The 15,219-nt window shown below is 64.5% G+C and carries 12 protein-coding genes and 2 pseudogenes; 8 read left to right on the top strand and 6 right to left on the bottom strand.

Features of this window, described 5'->3' with window-relative positions; all coding sequences use genetic code 11:
- Positions 1–94: 94 nt before the first annotated feature.
- Entirely contained in the window at positions 95–3,142 is a 3,048-nt protein-coding gene (locus ACZY0R_RS11605; RefSeq protein ID WP_488858489.1) for an FAD-binding and (Fe-S)-binding domain-containing protein, read from the bottom strand.
- A gap of 178 nt (positions 3,143–3,320) precedes the next feature.
- On the bottom strand, positions 3,321–4,535 hold the full coding sequence (locus tag ACZY0R_RS11600) for a pyridoxal-phosphate-dependent aminotransferase family protein (RefSeq protein ID WP_488858488.1): 1,215 nt from the start codon (positions 4,533–4,535) through the stop codon (positions 3,321–3,323).
- Between the two features lie 159 nt (positions 4,536–4,694).
- Between ACZY0R_RS11600 and ACZY0R_RS11595 the strand changes: the two genes are divergently transcribed.
- The 6 genes from ACZY0R_RS11595 (at position 4,695) to ACZY0R_RS11570 (ending at position 9,929) form a co-directional block, all read left to right on the top strand.
- Positions 4,695–5,432: a GntR family transcriptional regulator gene (locus ACZY0R_RS11595; protein WP_488858487.1), complete on the top strand. Its 738-nt coding sequence runs from the start codon at positions 4,695–4,697 to the stop codon at positions 5,430–5,432.
- Positions 5,433–5,596: 164 nt separating this feature from the next.
- A protein-coding gene (locus ACZY0R_RS11590) for an IS3 family transposase (RefSeq protein WP_488859636.1) occupies positions 5,597–7,158 on the top strand; the annotation gives its coding sequence in 2 pieces (ribosomal slippage) (positions 5,597–6,035 and positions 6,035–7,158; 1,563 coding nt in all).
- Between the two features lie 314 nt (positions 7,159–7,472).
- Positions 7,473–8,075: a c-type cytochrome gene (locus ACZY0R_RS11585; protein WP_488858486.1), complete on the top strand. Its 603-nt coding sequence runs from the start codon at positions 7,473–7,475 to the stop codon at positions 8,073–8,075.
- A gap of 506 nt (positions 8,076–8,581) precedes the next feature.
- A complete protein-coding gene (locus ACZY0R_RS11580; protein ID WP_488858485.1) occupies positions 8,582–9,352 on the top strand; it encodes a DUF2092 domain-containing protein in 771 nt (256 codons plus the stop codon).
- 56 nt (positions 9,353–9,408) lie between these two features.
- Entirely contained in the window at positions 9,409–9,663 is a 255-nt protein-coding gene (locus ACZY0R_RS11575; protein WP_488858484.1) for a hypothetical protein, read from the top strand.
- The gene (locus tag ACZY0R_RS11570) at positions 9,660–9,929 is read left to right on the top strand and encodes a hypothetical protein (protein ID WP_488858483.1); all 270 of its coding nucleotides are present in this window, start codon (positions 9,660–9,662) and stop codon (positions 9,927–9,929) included. Before ACZY0R_RS11575 ends, ACZY0R_RS11570 begins: the two co-directional genes overlap by 4 nt.
- Before the next feature lie 152 nt (positions 9,930–10,081).
- Here ACZY0R_RS11570 and ACZY0R_RS11565 read toward each other — a convergent pair whose 3' ends face one another.
- On the bottom strand, positions 10,082–10,288 hold the full coding sequence (locus ACZY0R_RS11565) for a hypothetical protein (RefSeq protein ID WP_488858481.1): 207 nt from the start codon (positions 10,286–10,288) through the stop codon (positions 10,082–10,084).
- Positions 10,289–10,383: 95 nt separating this feature from the next.
- Positions 10,384–11,274, bottom strand: a complete 891-nt coding sequence (locus ACZY0R_RS11560; RefSeq protein WP_488858480.1) for a LysR family transcriptional regulator — start codon at positions 11,272–11,274, stop codon at positions 10,384–10,386.
- A gap of 100 nt (positions 11,275–11,374) precedes the next feature.
- On the opposite strand from ACZY0R_RS11560, the gene ACZY0R_RS11555 reads away from it, so the two are divergent.
- Positions 11,375–13,351, top strand: a complete 1,977-nt coding sequence (locus tag ACZY0R_RS11555) for an alkyl/aryl-sulfatase (protein WP_488858479.1) — start codon at positions 11,375–11,377, stop codon at positions 13,349–13,351.
- A 33-nt stretch (positions 13,352–13,384) separates the two neighbouring features.
- On the opposite strand, the pseudogene ACZY0R_RS11550 reads toward ACZY0R_RS11555, so the two are convergent.
- Both ACZY0R_RS11550 and ACZY0R_RS11545 read right to left on the bottom strand, forming a co-directional pair.
- Positions 13,385–13,510: pseudogene (locus tag ACZY0R_RS11550) on the bottom strand (ABC transporter ATP-binding protein); the annotation flags it as partial.
- A gap of 456 nt (positions 13,511–13,966) precedes the next feature.
- Positions 13,967–14,387: pseudogene (locus tag ACZY0R_RS11545) on the bottom strand (LysR substrate-binding domain-containing protein); the annotation flags it as partial.
- Between the two features lie 152 nt (positions 14,388–14,539).
- Here ACZY0R_RS11545 and ACZY0R_RS11540 point away from each other — a divergent pair.
- Positions 14,540–15,208, top strand: coding sequence for an HAD family hydrolase (locus ACZY0R_RS11540; RefSeq protein WP_488858478.1), 669 nt, complete (start codon positions 14,540–14,542; stop codon positions 15,206–15,208).
- The last annotated feature ends 11 nt before the right edge of the window (positions 15,209–15,219 follow it).

The raw sequence follows: 15,219 nt of genomic DNA, 5'->3' as shown, positions 1-15,219 counted from the left end.
ATAACCGCATAGATCGTGCGCGTTGCCGACGGGACTTCACCGGCGCAGTCCCGCGGGCGATCGCGGTTTCGCAATCGCCGCAGGACAACACAGGTCAGCCTGCGCGCAGCAAGGCATCGAAATCCTCGTCGAGCGCGGACGCCAGCAAGCGGGCAACATGCACCGCCGGCGTGCCCGTCCCGTCATGGATCTGGTGACGGCAGCTCGTTCCATCGGCGACGACAACCGCGTCGCTGCCGGCGCTTCGGACCGCTGGCAGCAGGGATAGCTCCGCCATTGCCCTGGACGCTTCAAAGTGCTCCGCTTCATAACCGAAGCTGCCAGCCATTCCGCAGCAAGACGACTCCACCGTGTCGACCTTGAGTCCCGGAATCCATTTCAATACGGTCTGTACCGGGCGGAAGGCATCGAACGCCTTCTGGTGGCAATGGCCATGCACAAGCACCTTGTTACCGGGAATGCCTGTGAGCTTGAGCGCCAGCCGGCCGGCTTCCTTCTCCGCCACCAGGAACTCCTCGAACAGGTAGGCGGACTTTGCCAGACGCCGGGCTTCGTCGCCGAATCCGTAGCTCAGGAACTCGTCCCGCAGGGAGAGCAGGCAGGATGGTTCCAGTCCGACGATGGGTACACCGCCATCGACGTAAGGCTTCAAGGCATCCAGTGCGCGCCTTGCCTCGGCTTTGGCTTCGTCGACAAGGCCCGCCGCCAGGAAGGTGCGCCCGCAGCAAAGCGGCCGCTGGTCCGGCGAGACACTGAAGTGAACGTCATACCCGGCCGCGCTCAGCACACGCTCCGCGGCAACCGCGTTCGCCGGCTCCATATAGTTATTGAACGTATCGACAAAGAGCAAGACCGTCTTCTCGCCGATCGCTGTCCGGCCTGCCGTCTTGCGTCTCGACAGAAACGAACTCTCGAAGCGCGGCAGCGACCGCTCGGGAGCAAAGCCGATCCAGCGCTTCATCAGCGAGGACAGCACCGGGATCCGGTCCGCCAGGTTGACCAGCGGCGCGAACTTGCTCGCCAGCGGCGCATACCGCGGCATGAATGCCACCAGGCGGTCGCGCAATCCCAGTCCGTGCCGTTGCGTCCAGGCCGAACGCGCCTCGATCTTTACCTTTGCCATGTCCACGCCGGTCGGGCAGTCCCGCTTGCAGCCCTTGCAGGAAACGCAGAGGTCCAGTACTTCCTTGACCTCGGGGCTGGCCAGCCCTTCCGCCCCAAGCTGGCCGGACAATGCCAGCCGCAGGGTGTTGGCGCGCCCGCGGGTCACGTGCTTTTCATCCTTCGTCACGCGGTAGCTGGGGCACATGGTGCCGGCATCGAACTTCCGGCAGTGGCCGTTGTTGTTGCACATCTCAACGGCCTTCGCCAGTCCCTGGGCGCGGTCGCCGCCCAGGCCGGGGGCAGTCTCCACGCCCGAGATGGGGTCCCGCATGACATTCCATGCGGTCCAGTCGAGCGCGGGCTTCAGCGCAATCGTCTGGTACTCCGGGGAGTAGCGGAAGTGCCGGCTGTCGTCCATGCGCGGCGGCTGGACAATCTTGTCCGGGTTGAAACGGTTATCCGGGTCGAACAGCGACTTGATCTCCCGGAATGCCTGGTGGATCCTGGGGCCGTACTGCCACGCCACCCATTCGCCCCGGCACAGTCCGTCCCCATGCTCGCCGGAGAACGCGCCCTTGTACTCGCGGACCAGCTCGGCAGCCTCCTCGGCAATGGCCCGCATTTTCGCGGCGCCATCGCGCCGCATGTCCAGGATCGGCCGGACATGCAGGGTACCCACGCTGGCGTGGGCGTACCAGGTTCCTTCCGTGCCATGCCGATGGAACACGCCGGTAAGACGGTCGGTGTACTCCGCCAGGTGCTCAAGCGGCACCGCGCAGTCTTCGATGAAGGAGACGGGCTTCCCGTCGCCTTTCATGCTCATCATGATGTTCAGGCCCGCTTTCCGGACTTCCCACAAGGCCTTTTGCTGCCCCATGTCGGCCATTGGCTTGACCGAGCCGGGCAAGCCCAGGTCGCCCATCAACTCGACCAGGCCATCCAGTTGCCTGAGCAGGGAATCCTGCTGCTCACCCGCGAACTCCACCAGCAGGATGGCCTGTGGATTGCCCACCAGCGCCTGCTCGATCACCGGGCGGAAGGCGGGATTGCCCATCGCCAGGTCGATCATCGTCCTGTCGACCAGCTCGACCGCGCACGGACCCAGCTTGACGATGTGCTGGGTCATATCCATTGCCTGGTAGAAGGTGGGGAAGCTGACGACGCCGAGGACTTTATGCGTCGGGAGCGGCGAGAGCCTGAGCGTGAGCTGCCGGCTTACCGCCAGCGTCCCTTCGGACCCGACCAGGATATGCGCCAGGTTTGCCAGGCCATCGTCCGTGTACGACCGCGGATTCTGGCAATCGAAGATATCGATGTTGTAGCCACCGACCCGGCGCAACACCTTCGGGACCCGTTCGACAATCTCGCGATTCTCGCGTTCGGCGATGTGCCGCAGTCCCGCCAGTATCTCGCCCAGCCGTCCCGGCTGCGGACCGCCGCGCACCGAAGCAAAACTGGCCTGCGTCCCGTCGGCAAGGACAGCGTCGATGGCGTGCACGTTGTGCACCATGTTGCCGTACTCGATCGAGCGGGAGCCGCACGAATTGTTGCCTGCCATGCCGCCAATCGTACATTGCGCCCCCGTGGAGACGTCCACCGGGAACCACAAGCCATGCGGCTTCAGCCAGGCATTCAGGTGGTCCAGGACAATGCCCGGCTCAACGGTGACAAGCCTGGCCTGCGCATCAAAGCTGACTACGTTATTGAGCCATTTGCTGTTGTCGATGACGAGCGCCTCGCCCACGGTCTGGCCGCACTGGCTGGTCCCCGCCCCTCTCGCCAGGATCGGGGCTCCGCTATCCCTTGCTATGTCCAGCGCCAGGATCAGATCGGCCTGGTCACGCGGCACCACGACGCCCAGGGGCATGATCTGGTAGATCGATGCGTCGGTGGAGTAACGACCACGGCTGGCGGCATCGAAGAGTACGTCTCCCCTGAGTTCCTTGCGGAGAAGCCTGGAGAGCGGACTGCCTGAACCGGCACGCGAAGGCACGAGATGAACGGGTTTCACCAGCGGAGACGGGGATAGGATTGTCATGATAGGTGGCGGTGGGCCTGGCGGATGCCGGCCACGCGAGCGGGGCTTCGGCGAGACCACGAAAATGTCTCGGGGGAAGCCCAGCCGCGCTGACGGAAGATGAAGTGAATGCGGCCCGGTCCGGGCACCCGTCCCGGACCGTCAGTCACATCCCTGGCGCTGCGCTAACGGGTGGTCTTCAGCTTTTGACCAGAGACGGAACGACTTGATCGCCAAGGAATTCCATCGCTGCCAGCACGCCACTGGCGGCGGTCTTCACGCCGGAGATCTTCAGGCCCATCTCGCATCCTGCGAGCGCCCCGACCAGCGTCAGGTCATTGCAGTCGCCCAGATGGCCGATCCGGAACATCCGGCCACGCAACTTGCCCAGCCCGGCGCCCAGGGAAATATCGAAACGCTCGTAGGTATTCCTGCGAACCACGTCTGCATCGACACCGTCCGGCATCATGACTCCGGTCAACACGGGGCTGTACACCGCGGCGTCCACGCACTGGATTTCGAGCCCCCAGGCCCGCACCGCGCGCCGGCATGCCTCGGCGAGACGCTTGTGGCGGGCAAAGACATCCTGAAGCCCCTCCGTCTCGATCATGTCCAGCGCTTCCGACAAGCCGTAGAGCAGATTCGTATTCGGCGTATAGGGCCAGTATCCGGTCTTGTTCATCTCCAGGATCTCCGACCAGCCAAAGAAACTGCGGGGCAACGTGGCGTGACGGCTGGCCTCGATGGCCTTGGGGGACAGCGCATTGAAGCTGATCCCCGGCGGCAGCATCAAGCCCTTCTGCGAACCGGAGACGGTCACGTCCACGCCCCATTCGTCATGCCGGTAGTCCGCCGAGCCAAGGCTGGAGATCGTATCCACCATCAGCAGCGCCGGATGCCCGGCGGCATCGATGGCGGCCCGTACCGCCGCGATATTCGAGGTCACGCCCGTCGACGTCTCATTGTGGACGACGCAAACCGCCTTGATTTCATGCTGCGTGTCAGCCCGCAACCGCTCTTCGATCATCGCGGCATTCACGCCGCGCCGCCATCCCTCGATGCCGGGAAGCCCGAGAAACTCCGGCTGCAGGCCGAGACTGCGCGCCATCTTGTCCCACAGCGTCGCAAAATGTCCCGTCTCGTACATCAGGACCTTGTCACCCGCGCTCAGGGTATTCACCAGCGCGGCCTCCCAGGCGCCGGTCCCGGACGCGGGATAAATGATGACCGGATGCCGCGTCTGGAAGATCTTCTTGATACCATCGAGCACCTTCAGGCCAAGCGCGCCGAACTCGGGTCCGCGATGGTCGATCGTCGGATAGCTGATCGCCCGCAGGATCCTGTCGGGGACAGGACTCGGCCCCGGAATCTGAAGAAAGTGGCGACCGGAAGGATGAAAATCCAGCTTAAGCATTGCGTTCTCCTCTGATGAATTTTGAATACAATTCAATTTAGCAGAACGATCTCCATAAATCCGGCAAGCCGGCTTGAAGTTTTCTCAATCCCGTTTGAGCATCGATTTGTCGACATTTCCGTTAGTATTTCCGCACAAGGAAGCTAACTGGAGTCCTGCATGCAAACGGCACCGCCGCCGGCCCGGCCCGGATCCGCGCCATCGCTCCCGAAGGTGATGCGCCAACGCCTCCATGACGCGGTGGTGGACCATATCAGGAGTCTCATTGTCGAAGGCAAGCTGGTGGCCGGCCAGAAGATGAATGAGCGCGAACTCTGCGAGGTCTTTGGCATTTCGCGAACGCCGCTACGCGAAGCGATGAAGGTGCTTGCCGCCGAAGGACTGATTGAACTCACCCCCAACCGTGGTGCGTCGGTGGCCAGCATGTCGGAACCCGCGATACGCGAGGCTTTCGAAGTCCTTGGGGGGCTCGAGGCCCTGGCGGGGCAACTCGCGTGCGAGCGGATGACCGACGCGGAGCTGCTGGAAATCAGGCGCCTGCACCACGATATGATCGCGTGCCGCACGCGCAACGATCTTGCCGGCTACTACGCACGAAACCAGACGATCCATGACAGGATCAACGAGGCAGCGCGAAACCCAGCGCTGCGCCAAATCTACCAGACTGTCAACCGGCGCCTGCAGGCGCTGCGATATCGGTCGAATTTCCAGGCACCGAAATGGGACAGCGCGGTGCAGGACCACACGCAGATGCTGCTGGCGCTGGAGGCGCGCGATGGCGCCAGGCTTGCCGGGATCCTGCAGCGGCATTTGCTTGATAAGCGGGATGCGGTGTTGGGCACGCAGACGTTGCCGGGTGATGTTTATTCTTGCGAGTCGGGTGCATTTCACGCTTAATGCACTCATATTGCGCGAGCGAAGATGGACGCAATAGATCTCGATTCTTTTTTCCTGGATTTCAGTGACGATGCCCTGAACGACACGCTCCCATACCTACCCCCCGCGTCAGAATAGATGTCGCCCAGATAGAATCTGAACCTTGGGGGCGATAAGAGATGGAAGTGGCTCGATACGGACAAGTGTTTAAGGACCGTGCAGTAGCGCGGTTGTTGCCGCCGGAGAGTGTGGCGGTGGAAGTGGTTTCAAGGGAACTGGGTGTGGCAGTGGCCACGTTGGAGCGGTGGCGTGCGGATGCGCTGTCCATGCCCGCTCGCGAGCGGGCATGGACAGCGCCTGCCCGGCTGGAGGCTGTAATCGCCACGGCGGCCATGGACGAGACTGCGCGCAGTGCTTGGTGTCGCGAGCACGGTGTGTACCCCCAACAGCTTGAACAGTGGCGCCAAGCCGCCACGCAGGCGCTGGCTGAACCGGAGGAGGTGCGCGCCAGTCCGAAGCAGACCCAGCATGATCGCCGCCGCATCAAGGAGCTCGAACGCGAGTTGCGGCGCAAGGAGAAGGCGTTGGCCGAGACTGCTGCATTGCTGGTACTTTCAAAAAAAGTCGCGGCGATCTTCAACAAGGGCGAGGACGAATGATCGGCCTCGAAGATCGCCAGACTCTGGCCCGCGACATCGAAGTGGCGCACGCTGCTGGGGCAAGGCTGCACGCGGCCTGCGAGACCGCTGGCATCAGCGCGCGCACGCTGCAGCGTTGGACGGACGGCCAAGGTCTCATATCGGGTGACGGCAGGCCCCAGGCGGTGCGGCCAATGCCCGCTCATGCCCTCACCGAGGCTGAGCGCGAGCAGATCCTGCGCGTGGCCAACGAGCCGCGCTTCGCCGATATGCCGCCGGCGCGCATCGTGCCCATGCTGGCCGACGAAGGCGTGTACCTGGCCAGCGAATCGAGCTTTGGCCGCGTGCTGCGCGCGCATGGCCAGAGCCGGCATCGAGGCCGCGCCAAGGCGCCCCGTCAAAGCCGCCCGCCCACCACGCACGTGGCTACCGCACCGCGCCAGCTATGGTGCTGGGACATGACGTACCTGCCTGCCGAGATCACCGGGCGCTGGTTTTATCTGTACCTGATCCTGGACGTGTACCGCAAGATCGTGGGCTTCGAAGTCCACGACCGCGACGACGCCGACCACGCGGCGCATCTGGTCAAGCGCACGGCGCTGGCCGAGGGCATCCACGCCATGGCGGCCAAGCCGGTGCTGCACGGGGACAACGGCGCCACACTCAAGGCCACCACGGTGCTGGCGATGTTGCACTGGTTGGGTGTCAAGCCCTCGTATTCGCGTCCACGCGTGAGCGACGATAACGCCTTTGTGGAGAGCCTGTTTCGCACGGCCAAGTACCGGCCGGAGTTCCCGTCCAGCGGCTTCGCCGATCTGAGCAAGGCGCGCGCCTGGGCGGCGCACTTCGTGCACTGGTACAACCACGAGCATCGGCACAGCGGCATCCGCTACGTGAGCCCGGCACAGCGCCACGCCGGGCACGACGATAGGATTCTCGCCGCTCGTCATGTGCTCTATGCCGAGGCCCGCGAGCGCAACCCACGTCGCTGGTCACGCCACACGCGAAACTGGACGCCAATCGGCACGGTCACGCTCAACCCGGAGCGCGAGATTGCCGTGCCCAGCGGTATCAAGCCAGGCGCCAAAAAACAGCGTTTGGCTGCATGAATGAGGCGACATCTGCCTTGACGCGCGCCGCCTATGGCCGGATGCTTGTTTGATCCATGTCAACGGCAATTCGCTGGAACTTCCTATGCTCTCCGGATGGCCGTTTCCGCTTCCCCGATCCGGGCTGAGGCCGATTACCAATCCAAACCTGGTCCAGGGCTCAAAGGTGCGAGTGCAAAGTGCAACGGCAGCAACGGAATCGCGAGCGACAACAACACCTTATGTCCGATTGCCCGGCTTGCATTCCGATCCAGATTCCCCAACGCTACCGGCCTTGAATGACCATGAAACTGCCCTTCGTCACGAGTATGCGAATGCATTCCCTGCTTCTGACCGCAAGCATTGCGCTGACGGTGACGCTGACGGTGATGCCGGCGCGCGCGGAAGGTGGCGCGGGGCTGGCCCAGCAGCTATGCGCAACCTGCCATGGCGCGAATGGCCGCAGCGACTCGCCCAGGTTTCCGCGACTGGCTGGCCAGACCCCCGAATATCTGCAGGCACAGCTCAAAGGCTTCCGCGATCATGAACGCGGAGAATCCGATGCACGCTCGCACATGTGGGGAATCGCCGCGCAACTCGATGACGCGACGATCCAATCGCTGGCCGACTATTACGGGAGTCAGACGCCGGCACCGGGTGTGGCCGGCGACCCCGGGTTGACGAGCAAAGGACAAACGATTTTCGAGCAAGGCTTCGCAGACCGCGGGGTGCCCGCCTGTGCTTCCTGCCATGGCGCTCGGGCCGAGGGCGCCGGCGCATTCCCGCGACTGGCGGGGCAGCATCGCGCCTATCTGCTACGCCAGATCGAAGTGTTCAAGAACCGTTCGCGCGGCAACTCGCCTGTGATGAGCGCGGTAGCGCACGATTTGAGCTACGACGAGGCCAGCGCCGTGGCCGCCTACTTGCAGTCCAGGTGATCGCCTCCCCTTCCATAGCAGGCGGCGGGGTCGGAGCCGCGACCTGCGCGTGCACCTTATACGCCATTTTGCGACCTCGCGACCGCGTGTAGCCCTCTCTGCACTATAGAGAAGCAGGCGAGACGCAGCTTGCAAATGCCGCATCTCAGACTGGAGACGCGCTAAGCCTGGGCCGCCCGCGCCTATGAATGGGCTTCTTGTCCTGGATCAAAGTTTACCCGCCGGCTTTGACTACGTTGGAAGTGTCTTGCAATCGGCATGCGTTTCCTGTCATCGCGAACTCCGGGCTTCTCCCGCAGCGTGGGAGTGAGTTCAACGGCGCGGCGCAGCCGGAACCGATCGGGCAAAGAACGGGGCACTGGATGAAAGTCCGGCGCCATGCCGAAGTCGAGGCGGCCGATTGCGAATAGGCGGCCAACCTCCCTCGATCTGCTAAAGCGATATATCGCCGGCGGCGAGGCGTCCATATTGTTGTAGTGAATTTCATTTCAAAAGAGGAGACAGCCATGGAACGGAAGATTCTGGTGCTCAGCCTTCTGGCTATGGCGCTCGCGGCACCGCCTATTCATGCTCAGACGCCGCCGGCGGGCACGACCCAGTCCGCGGCGAGCGCTGTCGATCAAGGATCGATTCAGGCACTCAAGGACATGGGCGCCCATCTGCAGACGTTGGGGCGCTTCCGGGTATCGAACGATCTGACCGCCGAACGGGTGCTGGCGGATGGCCAGAAACTACAGCACATGGCAAGGGCAGATCTGGATGTCGTCCGTCCGAACAAGCTACGCGTCATGATGCTAAGTCCACGCTCTGAACGCGAACTGATCTACGACGGCAAGACCGTTACCCTCTATACCCCTGCGCAAAAGTATTACTCGTCGGTCGAATTTGCCGACACGATCGGTGCCCTGATCGGACGGTTGCAGGAAAAGTACGGCGTGGAACTGCCGCTATCGGATCTCTTCATCTGGGGTACCCCTGCCGCGCCACTCGACAAGATTGAGTCCGCAATGAATGCCGGCCAGGACTTTGTCGGAAAGGACCTTTGCGACCATTACGCTTTTCGCCAGGGCACTATCGACTGGCAGATCTGGATTACTACCGGAGGCAAGCCGCTGCCGCGCAAGATCGTCATCACCAATCGGGCAGATGAAGCCCGTCCGCAATCGGTCTCCCTGCTTGAGTGGAACTTGAAGCCGAGCTTCACGGACTCGGTGTTCAGCTTCACGCCGCCGAAAGGCTCGTCCAAGATCGAGATCCTGCCGGTCAAGACAAAGTAAAGGAGCCATCATGAAGAGATCATTCAGCAAGTTGCTTCAGATGCCGCTGGCCTTGCTTGTCCTCGCCAGCCTCGCGCTGGTTCCCGCGGGAGAGGCGGCAGGTCGTGCTGGCGGTGGTGGCGGTGGTGGCGGTGGTGGCGGTGGTGGCGGCGGTGGTGGCGGTGGCGGCGGTGCGCGCGCGCAAGCGGCTGGTGGTGGAGGCGGTGCCGGCGCTCAAGCGCAAGCGGCTGGTGGTGGCGCCAGGCAGAACGCTCAGGTCAACAATAGCAAGGCCGACGCGCGGACCAACAATGTCCGCAACAGCAGTGTGAATAACGTCAACAACGTCAACAAGAATGTCAACGTGAATGTCCAAGGTAATAGTGGCGGTTGGGACAATGACTACCACCCGGTCGGGGCCGCTGTCGCGGTCGGTGCCACGGTTGCCGTGACTTCGGCCATTATCGGCTCGATGGTGAGAACCGTGCCGCCAGGTTGCGTACCAGTCAACTATGGCGGAATGGTCTACCAGCAATGCGGCACTACCTGGTATCAGCCGCAAGGATCCCAATATATGGTCGTGAATCCTCCATATTGACGCCTGCGTGTTCGGCTTCAACATCTCATGGTGATCCCCGACTAGAGCAGACAGCTGGCAGCGACGCTGGATAAGGCGCTTCTGCCGGTGTGCCTGCTTCGGGTGCCTGCGGCCCGTCAGGTTGCCCTCGCGCGCCGGTGACGGACGCCGGCTCAGCCAGCAGGCCCAGCCTCCAACCCTGGATGCAGCGCCGCGCTCTCGACCTCTGCCAGCCACAAGGCCAGTTCCCACCAGTGCGCCGCGGCGTTCGCGCCCGGCATTACGCCGGCACCGGCTGTCCCGATAGCCAGCACCACGGCGCGGGACTGTGACATCAGGACCAGCGGCTCCATTTCCAGCTCGACCCCGAGCACACGCATCGTGCCCGCCACACGCTGGATGGGATTGCCACCCGCTTCGGCGATCCGCAGCAGGTTCGCCAGTGCGTCGACGGTGCCCCGGCACGCGCAACCGGCTATGCAGCCGCCTCGACCACCGCCACCGCCCTTTCCGCCGCCAGGGACAGCGTGCGCTGCGCCAGGCGCACGATCACGAACTCCACGGTCATGGCAGGGCTCCCCGCCAGTTCCAGCGGCACGAGCGCGCCGGCCTCCAGCTCGGCCCTGAGCGCGCGCGCGGGCGCCAGCAGGACCGCATCGGAATGCCGCGCTAGGTGCACCAGTGCGCGAAAGTCGTTGCACTCCACCTGCAAGGGGAGGGTTTCGCCAGGCCGGCAGCCAAGCAGCCTGCGCAGTTGCCCGTGGCCGTACGGCGGCAGCGTCACCGACACCAGGGCCGCCTCGCGCAACAGCGCCGGCGTGACCCGCCCGCGGCAAAGCGGATGGTCCGGGCGTACATACCAGCCCGAGCGCTCCGGCCGCAGCCGCCGAACCTCCAGTTCCGCCACCGGCGGAATCGTGCGGTGTTCCGCCACCAGGAAATCCAGCGTCTCCGCGTGCAAGGCGGCGAGCAGCGCCGGCGCGCCATTTACCTCGGCCGTCACGCGCAGCTTCGGCCATTGGCGATTCATGGCGGATAGCACCTCGGGCAGCAGGATGGCCGCGGGAAATGGCCCCATCCCCAGCTGGACGCTGCCGATCTCGTGCTGCTGCACCAGCGCGAGATCGCGCGACAGGCAACGGGTTTCGAACAGGATGCGGCGGGCCCGCTCAGCCACCATGCGCCCCGCCGACGTCAATGTGACCCCGCGCGCGCCGCGGTCGAACAGCGGCATGCCGGCCTCGGCTTCCAGCGCCTGGATGCTGCGGGTCAGCGCGGGCTGGCTCAGGTGCACGCGGCGGGCGGCGGCCGCCAGCGAGCCCTCTTCCGCCACCGCGATCAGGTGTTCCAGGCGCTTCAGGTTCAAGACATGCGCTCCATGCATCGCTGGGATAAAAAACTTGCAATTGAATTATAGGTCCCAGTCGACTCCAATAGTCGCCTTGCCCGTTTCACAGAGCCTTGCCATGTCCCTTCGCCGTACCTTGCCCGCCCTGCTGGCGCTCCTTGCCTTCCAGGCTGCCACCGCCCAGACGGCCAGCGCGCCGGCTTCGCCCGCGACCGCGCAGGCCAATGCGGCGTGGCTGCAGGCGCTGCCCTTCGGCGACCGGCAGGATTTCGAGGATGCCCATCGCGGCCTGGTGGCACGCTTCCCCGAAGCCACCATCCGCACCGCGGATGGCCGGGTGGCGTGGGATTTCAACGCCTATGCCTTCGAGCGCGCCAAAGCCGCGCCGCCTACGGTCAACCCCAGCCTGTGGCGGCTCGCGCAACTCAACAACGAAGCGGGCCTGTTCAAGGTCACTGACCGCATCTACCAGGTGCGCGGGGCCGACCTCTCGAACATGAACATCATCGAGGGCGACACCGGTATCATCGTGATGGACCCGCTGATCACCGCCGAGACCGCGAGCGCGGCCCTGGCGCTGTACTACGCGCACCGGCCCCGCAAGCCGGTCGTCGCCGTGATCTACACGCACAGCCATGCCGACCATTTCGGCGGCGCCAAGGGCATCGCCGATGAAGCCGACGTCAAGGCCGGCAAGGTGGCCGTGATCGCGCCGGCCGGCTTCATGGAAGAAGCCGTCAGCGAAAACGTGCTGGCAGGCAACGCCATGAGCCGGCGCGCGCAATACATGTACGGCGCCACCCTGCCCCGCAGCGCGACGGGGCAAGTCGACGCGGGACTGGGCAAGGCCACCTCGCGCGGCACGGTCACGCTGCTGGCACCCACCGACCTGATCACCAAGACCATAGAGACGCGCCGCGTCGATGGCATCGACATCGAGTTCCAGCTCACGCCCGGCACCGAGGCGCCGGCCGAGATGAACCTCTACTTCCCGCAGATGCGCACCCTGTGCATCGCGGAGAACGCCGCCCGCACCCAGCACAACATCCTGACCATCCGTGGCGCGCAGGTGCGCGACGCCAAGGCGTGGTCGTACTACATCGGCCAGGCACTGGCGCGCTATGGCGAGCGCAGCGACATCCTGATCGCGCAGCACCACTGGCCCACCTGGGGCCAGGCGCGCATCATCGAGTTCCTGTTGGACCAGCGCGATATGTACGCCTACCTGAACGACCAGACGCTGCGCCTGATGAACCATGGCATGACGCCCATGGACATTGCCGACACGCTGCGCAAGCTGCCCGAGCCGCTGGCCAGCAAATGGTATGCGCGAGACTACTACGGCTCCATCAGCCACAACGTACGCGCCGTCTACCAGCGCTACCTGGGCTTCTACGACGGCAATCCCGCCCACCTGAACCCGCTGCCGCCGGTGCAGGGCGCGAAGAAGACGATTGAATGGATGGGCGGGCCGGACGCGGTCCTGGCCAAGGCGCGCGAAGCCTATGCCCGCGGCGAATACCGCTGGGTGGCGCAGATCGGCAATGAACTCGTCTTTGCCGATCCGTCCAACGCGGCGGCCCGCGCGCTGCAGGCCGATGCGCTGGAGCAGCTCGGCTACCAGACCGAGAACGCCACCTGGCGCAACGCCTACCTCACCGGCGCGCAGGAACTGCGCAACGGCGTCAAGCGGGGCGCGTCCGGCGGCACCACATCGCCCGACATGGTGCGCGCGCTGACCGTACCGTACTTCTTCGACTACCTTGCCGTACGCCTGAACGCCGACAAGGCGGCCGGCAAGGCGATGACGCTGAACTGGAACTTCACAGACCTGCGGCAGCGCTACGCCATGACCCTGCGCAACAGCGCGCTGACCTACCTGGCCGACACGCAACATCCGCAGCCCACGGCGTCGCTCACCCTGGACAAGGCCACGCTCGACCGCATCAGCCTCAGGCAACTGACGCTGCCGGAAGCGATCAGCAATGGCAGCATCCGCATTGACGGAGATCCCAAGGCGGTGGCGTCGCTGTTCGGCATGCTGGATAGCTTTGACGGGTACTTCAATATTGTCACGCCGCAGGCGGCGCCTTGAAGGCGCCGCCTGCGGTCTTGCACGGACTGCGGTCGACACACCCGCCTTTGCGATATCGCGCAGCAACGCAGCAATGCCTTCAACCACTTTGGGCGCTACGCCCTCGGTCGGTTCGTCGATCATGATGAGATCGGGATCGCTCATCAGCGTCCGGTGCAATGCAGGAGTTCGCTAAAATAGTTTCAAAGATTCGACGTGCTTGTCACTATCTGATCATTTGCGCCGCGCGGCTCGCCCCTGCCGCTAAATCCCGCGCACGGAAATCATGGAGAGACCGATGCCGATGCGAGTGACCTGCCCCTTCAGCGCGCTACTCTTTTGCTGCGTTGCCGCATGCGCAACGCAAGCGCCGGTGGCACCGGCGAAGCCGCAAACGCCCGCTCCCGCGGCGAATATGCCTGGCTCCGATCGGGATGCGAATGGCTGCATCCCCTCGGCCGGATACGCCTGGTGCACGCGCACCAGGCAATGTGTGCGTCCCGGCGAGCTGGCCCGGAAACAGGGCTTTAAGCTCACCCTGGAATCATTCGACGGCTACTGCGCCAACCCGGAGCAATAGACGCCTGCATACGCGCCGGGAAAGCTCGCCTCGGCAAACCCGCATTTTCCGGATCGCTATTTCCCCAATCCCTCCTCGAAGAACTGCTGTAGCGCCTGCGCCCGTGCCGTACGCCCACACCGCGTCGGCACCAGCAAAGTCACCGGGGCGCTGTCGAACTCCCAGTCGGCAAGCACGCGGACCAGCGAGCCGCGCGCCACCGCCTCCGCCGTATCCCGTTCCGAGCGCAGCACCAGGCCCAGCCCTTGTTCCGCCCACTGCCGGGGGCCGGCGCGCGGCGCCCTGACCCGGCCGGCGAAAGCGCCACAGCGTCACGTCCTCGTCGTTCTCGCGAATGCAGATGCAGGCGTGTTCCAGCAGCTCACGCGAATCGGCGGGCGTACCATGCGCGCGCAGGTAAGCCGGGCTTGCGCACAGCCAGCGCGCATTCGGCGCGAGCGTGCGGGCGATCCAGGAGGAGTCCCGTACCGCGCCGACCGGTCGCAGGTCCTCGATCTGGATCATTCACTTCAGCTTAACGATTGATGTTCCGGTATTTAACCACGAGCCACAGACTCCTTCGTACACTGAGGGCCTGTCGCGACTGCCGATTGCCACTGACAACCACCCCACTCACGTAAAAGGCCCCCATGGATACCCCCGACAATTCTCCCGCCCCTGCCTGGCCCCGCGCCGTCCTGTTCGACCTGCTCACTGCCTTGCTGGATTCCTGGACTATCTGGAACGCCGCCGCCGGATCGGAGGCGCAAGGCAGGGCGTGGCGGGCGGAGTACCTGAAGCGGACCTATGGCTGCGGCGCCTACGTCAGCTATGAGCAACTGGTGCGGGAGGCAGCCCGGCATGTCGGCCTGCCCGCCAGCGCGCCGGAAGCGCTCGAGGCCGGCTGGGACGCGCTCCCGGCATGGGATGGCGCGCGCGAACTGCTGCGGGCGCTGCGGCCGCATTGCCGCCTGGCGGTGGTGACCAACTGCTCCGAACGCCTGGGGCGCCGTGCCGCTGCCCTGCTCGATATCGACTGGGATGTGGTCGTCACCTCCGAGGAAGCCGGCTTCTACAAGCCGGATCCGCGCCCGTATCAACTGGCGCTGAAGCAGCTCGGCGTGCCTGCCGCGAGTGCCGCCTTCGTCGCGGGCTCGGGCTATGACATGTTCGGGACCTCGGCCGTGGGCTTGCGCACCTACTGGCATAACCGGGTGCGCCTGGCCTTGCCCGCGGGCGCGCCGGCGCCTGAGGCCGAGTTCGCGACGCTGGAGCCGGCGCTACCTTGGCTGCGGTCCCTTCACGCTGCAACTTGCTAGGGAACGCCCGC

The sequence above is a fragment of the Cupriavidus sp. F041 genome, from assembly GCF_057814235.1.
Note: the sequence above shows the minus strand (reverse complement) of the source record. Positions and strands in the feature narration are given on the sequence as shown.

Bases quoted from the DNA above. Each gene is read 5' to 3' on its own strand.
- ACZY0R_RS11605 (WP_488858489.1), bottom strand. From the start codon at position 3,142: ATGACAATCCTATCCCCGTCTCCGCTGGTGAAACCCGTTCATCTCGTG.
- ACZY0R_RS11600 (WP_488858488.1), bottom strand. From the start codon at position 4,535: ATGCTTAAGCTGGATTTTCATCCTTCCGGTCGCCACTTTCTTCAGATT.
- ACZY0R_RS11595 (WP_488858487.1), top strand. From the start codon at position 4,695: ATGCAAACGGCACCGCCGCCGGCCCGGCCCGGATCCGCGCCATCGCTC.
- ACZY0R_RS11585 (WP_488858486.1), top strand. From the start codon at position 7,473: ATGCATTCCCTGCTTCTGACCGCAAGCATTGCGCTGACGGTGACGCTG.
- ACZY0R_RS11580 (WP_488858485.1), top strand. From the start codon at position 8,582: ATGGAACGGAAGATTCTGGTGCTCAGCCTTCTGGCTATGGCGCTCGCG.
- ACZY0R_RS11565 (WP_488858481.1), bottom strand. From the start codon at position 10,288: ATGCGTGTGCTCGGGGTCGAGCTGGAAATGGAGCCGCTGGTCCTGATG.
- ACZY0R_RS11555 (WP_488858479.1), top strand. From the start codon at position 11,375: ATGTCCCTTCGCCGTACCTTGCCCGCCCTGCTGGCGCTCCTTGCCTTC.
- ACZY0R_RS11540 (WP_488858478.1), top strand. From the start codon at position 14,540: ATGGATACCCCCGACAATTCTCCCGCCCCTGCCTGGCCCCGCGCCGTC.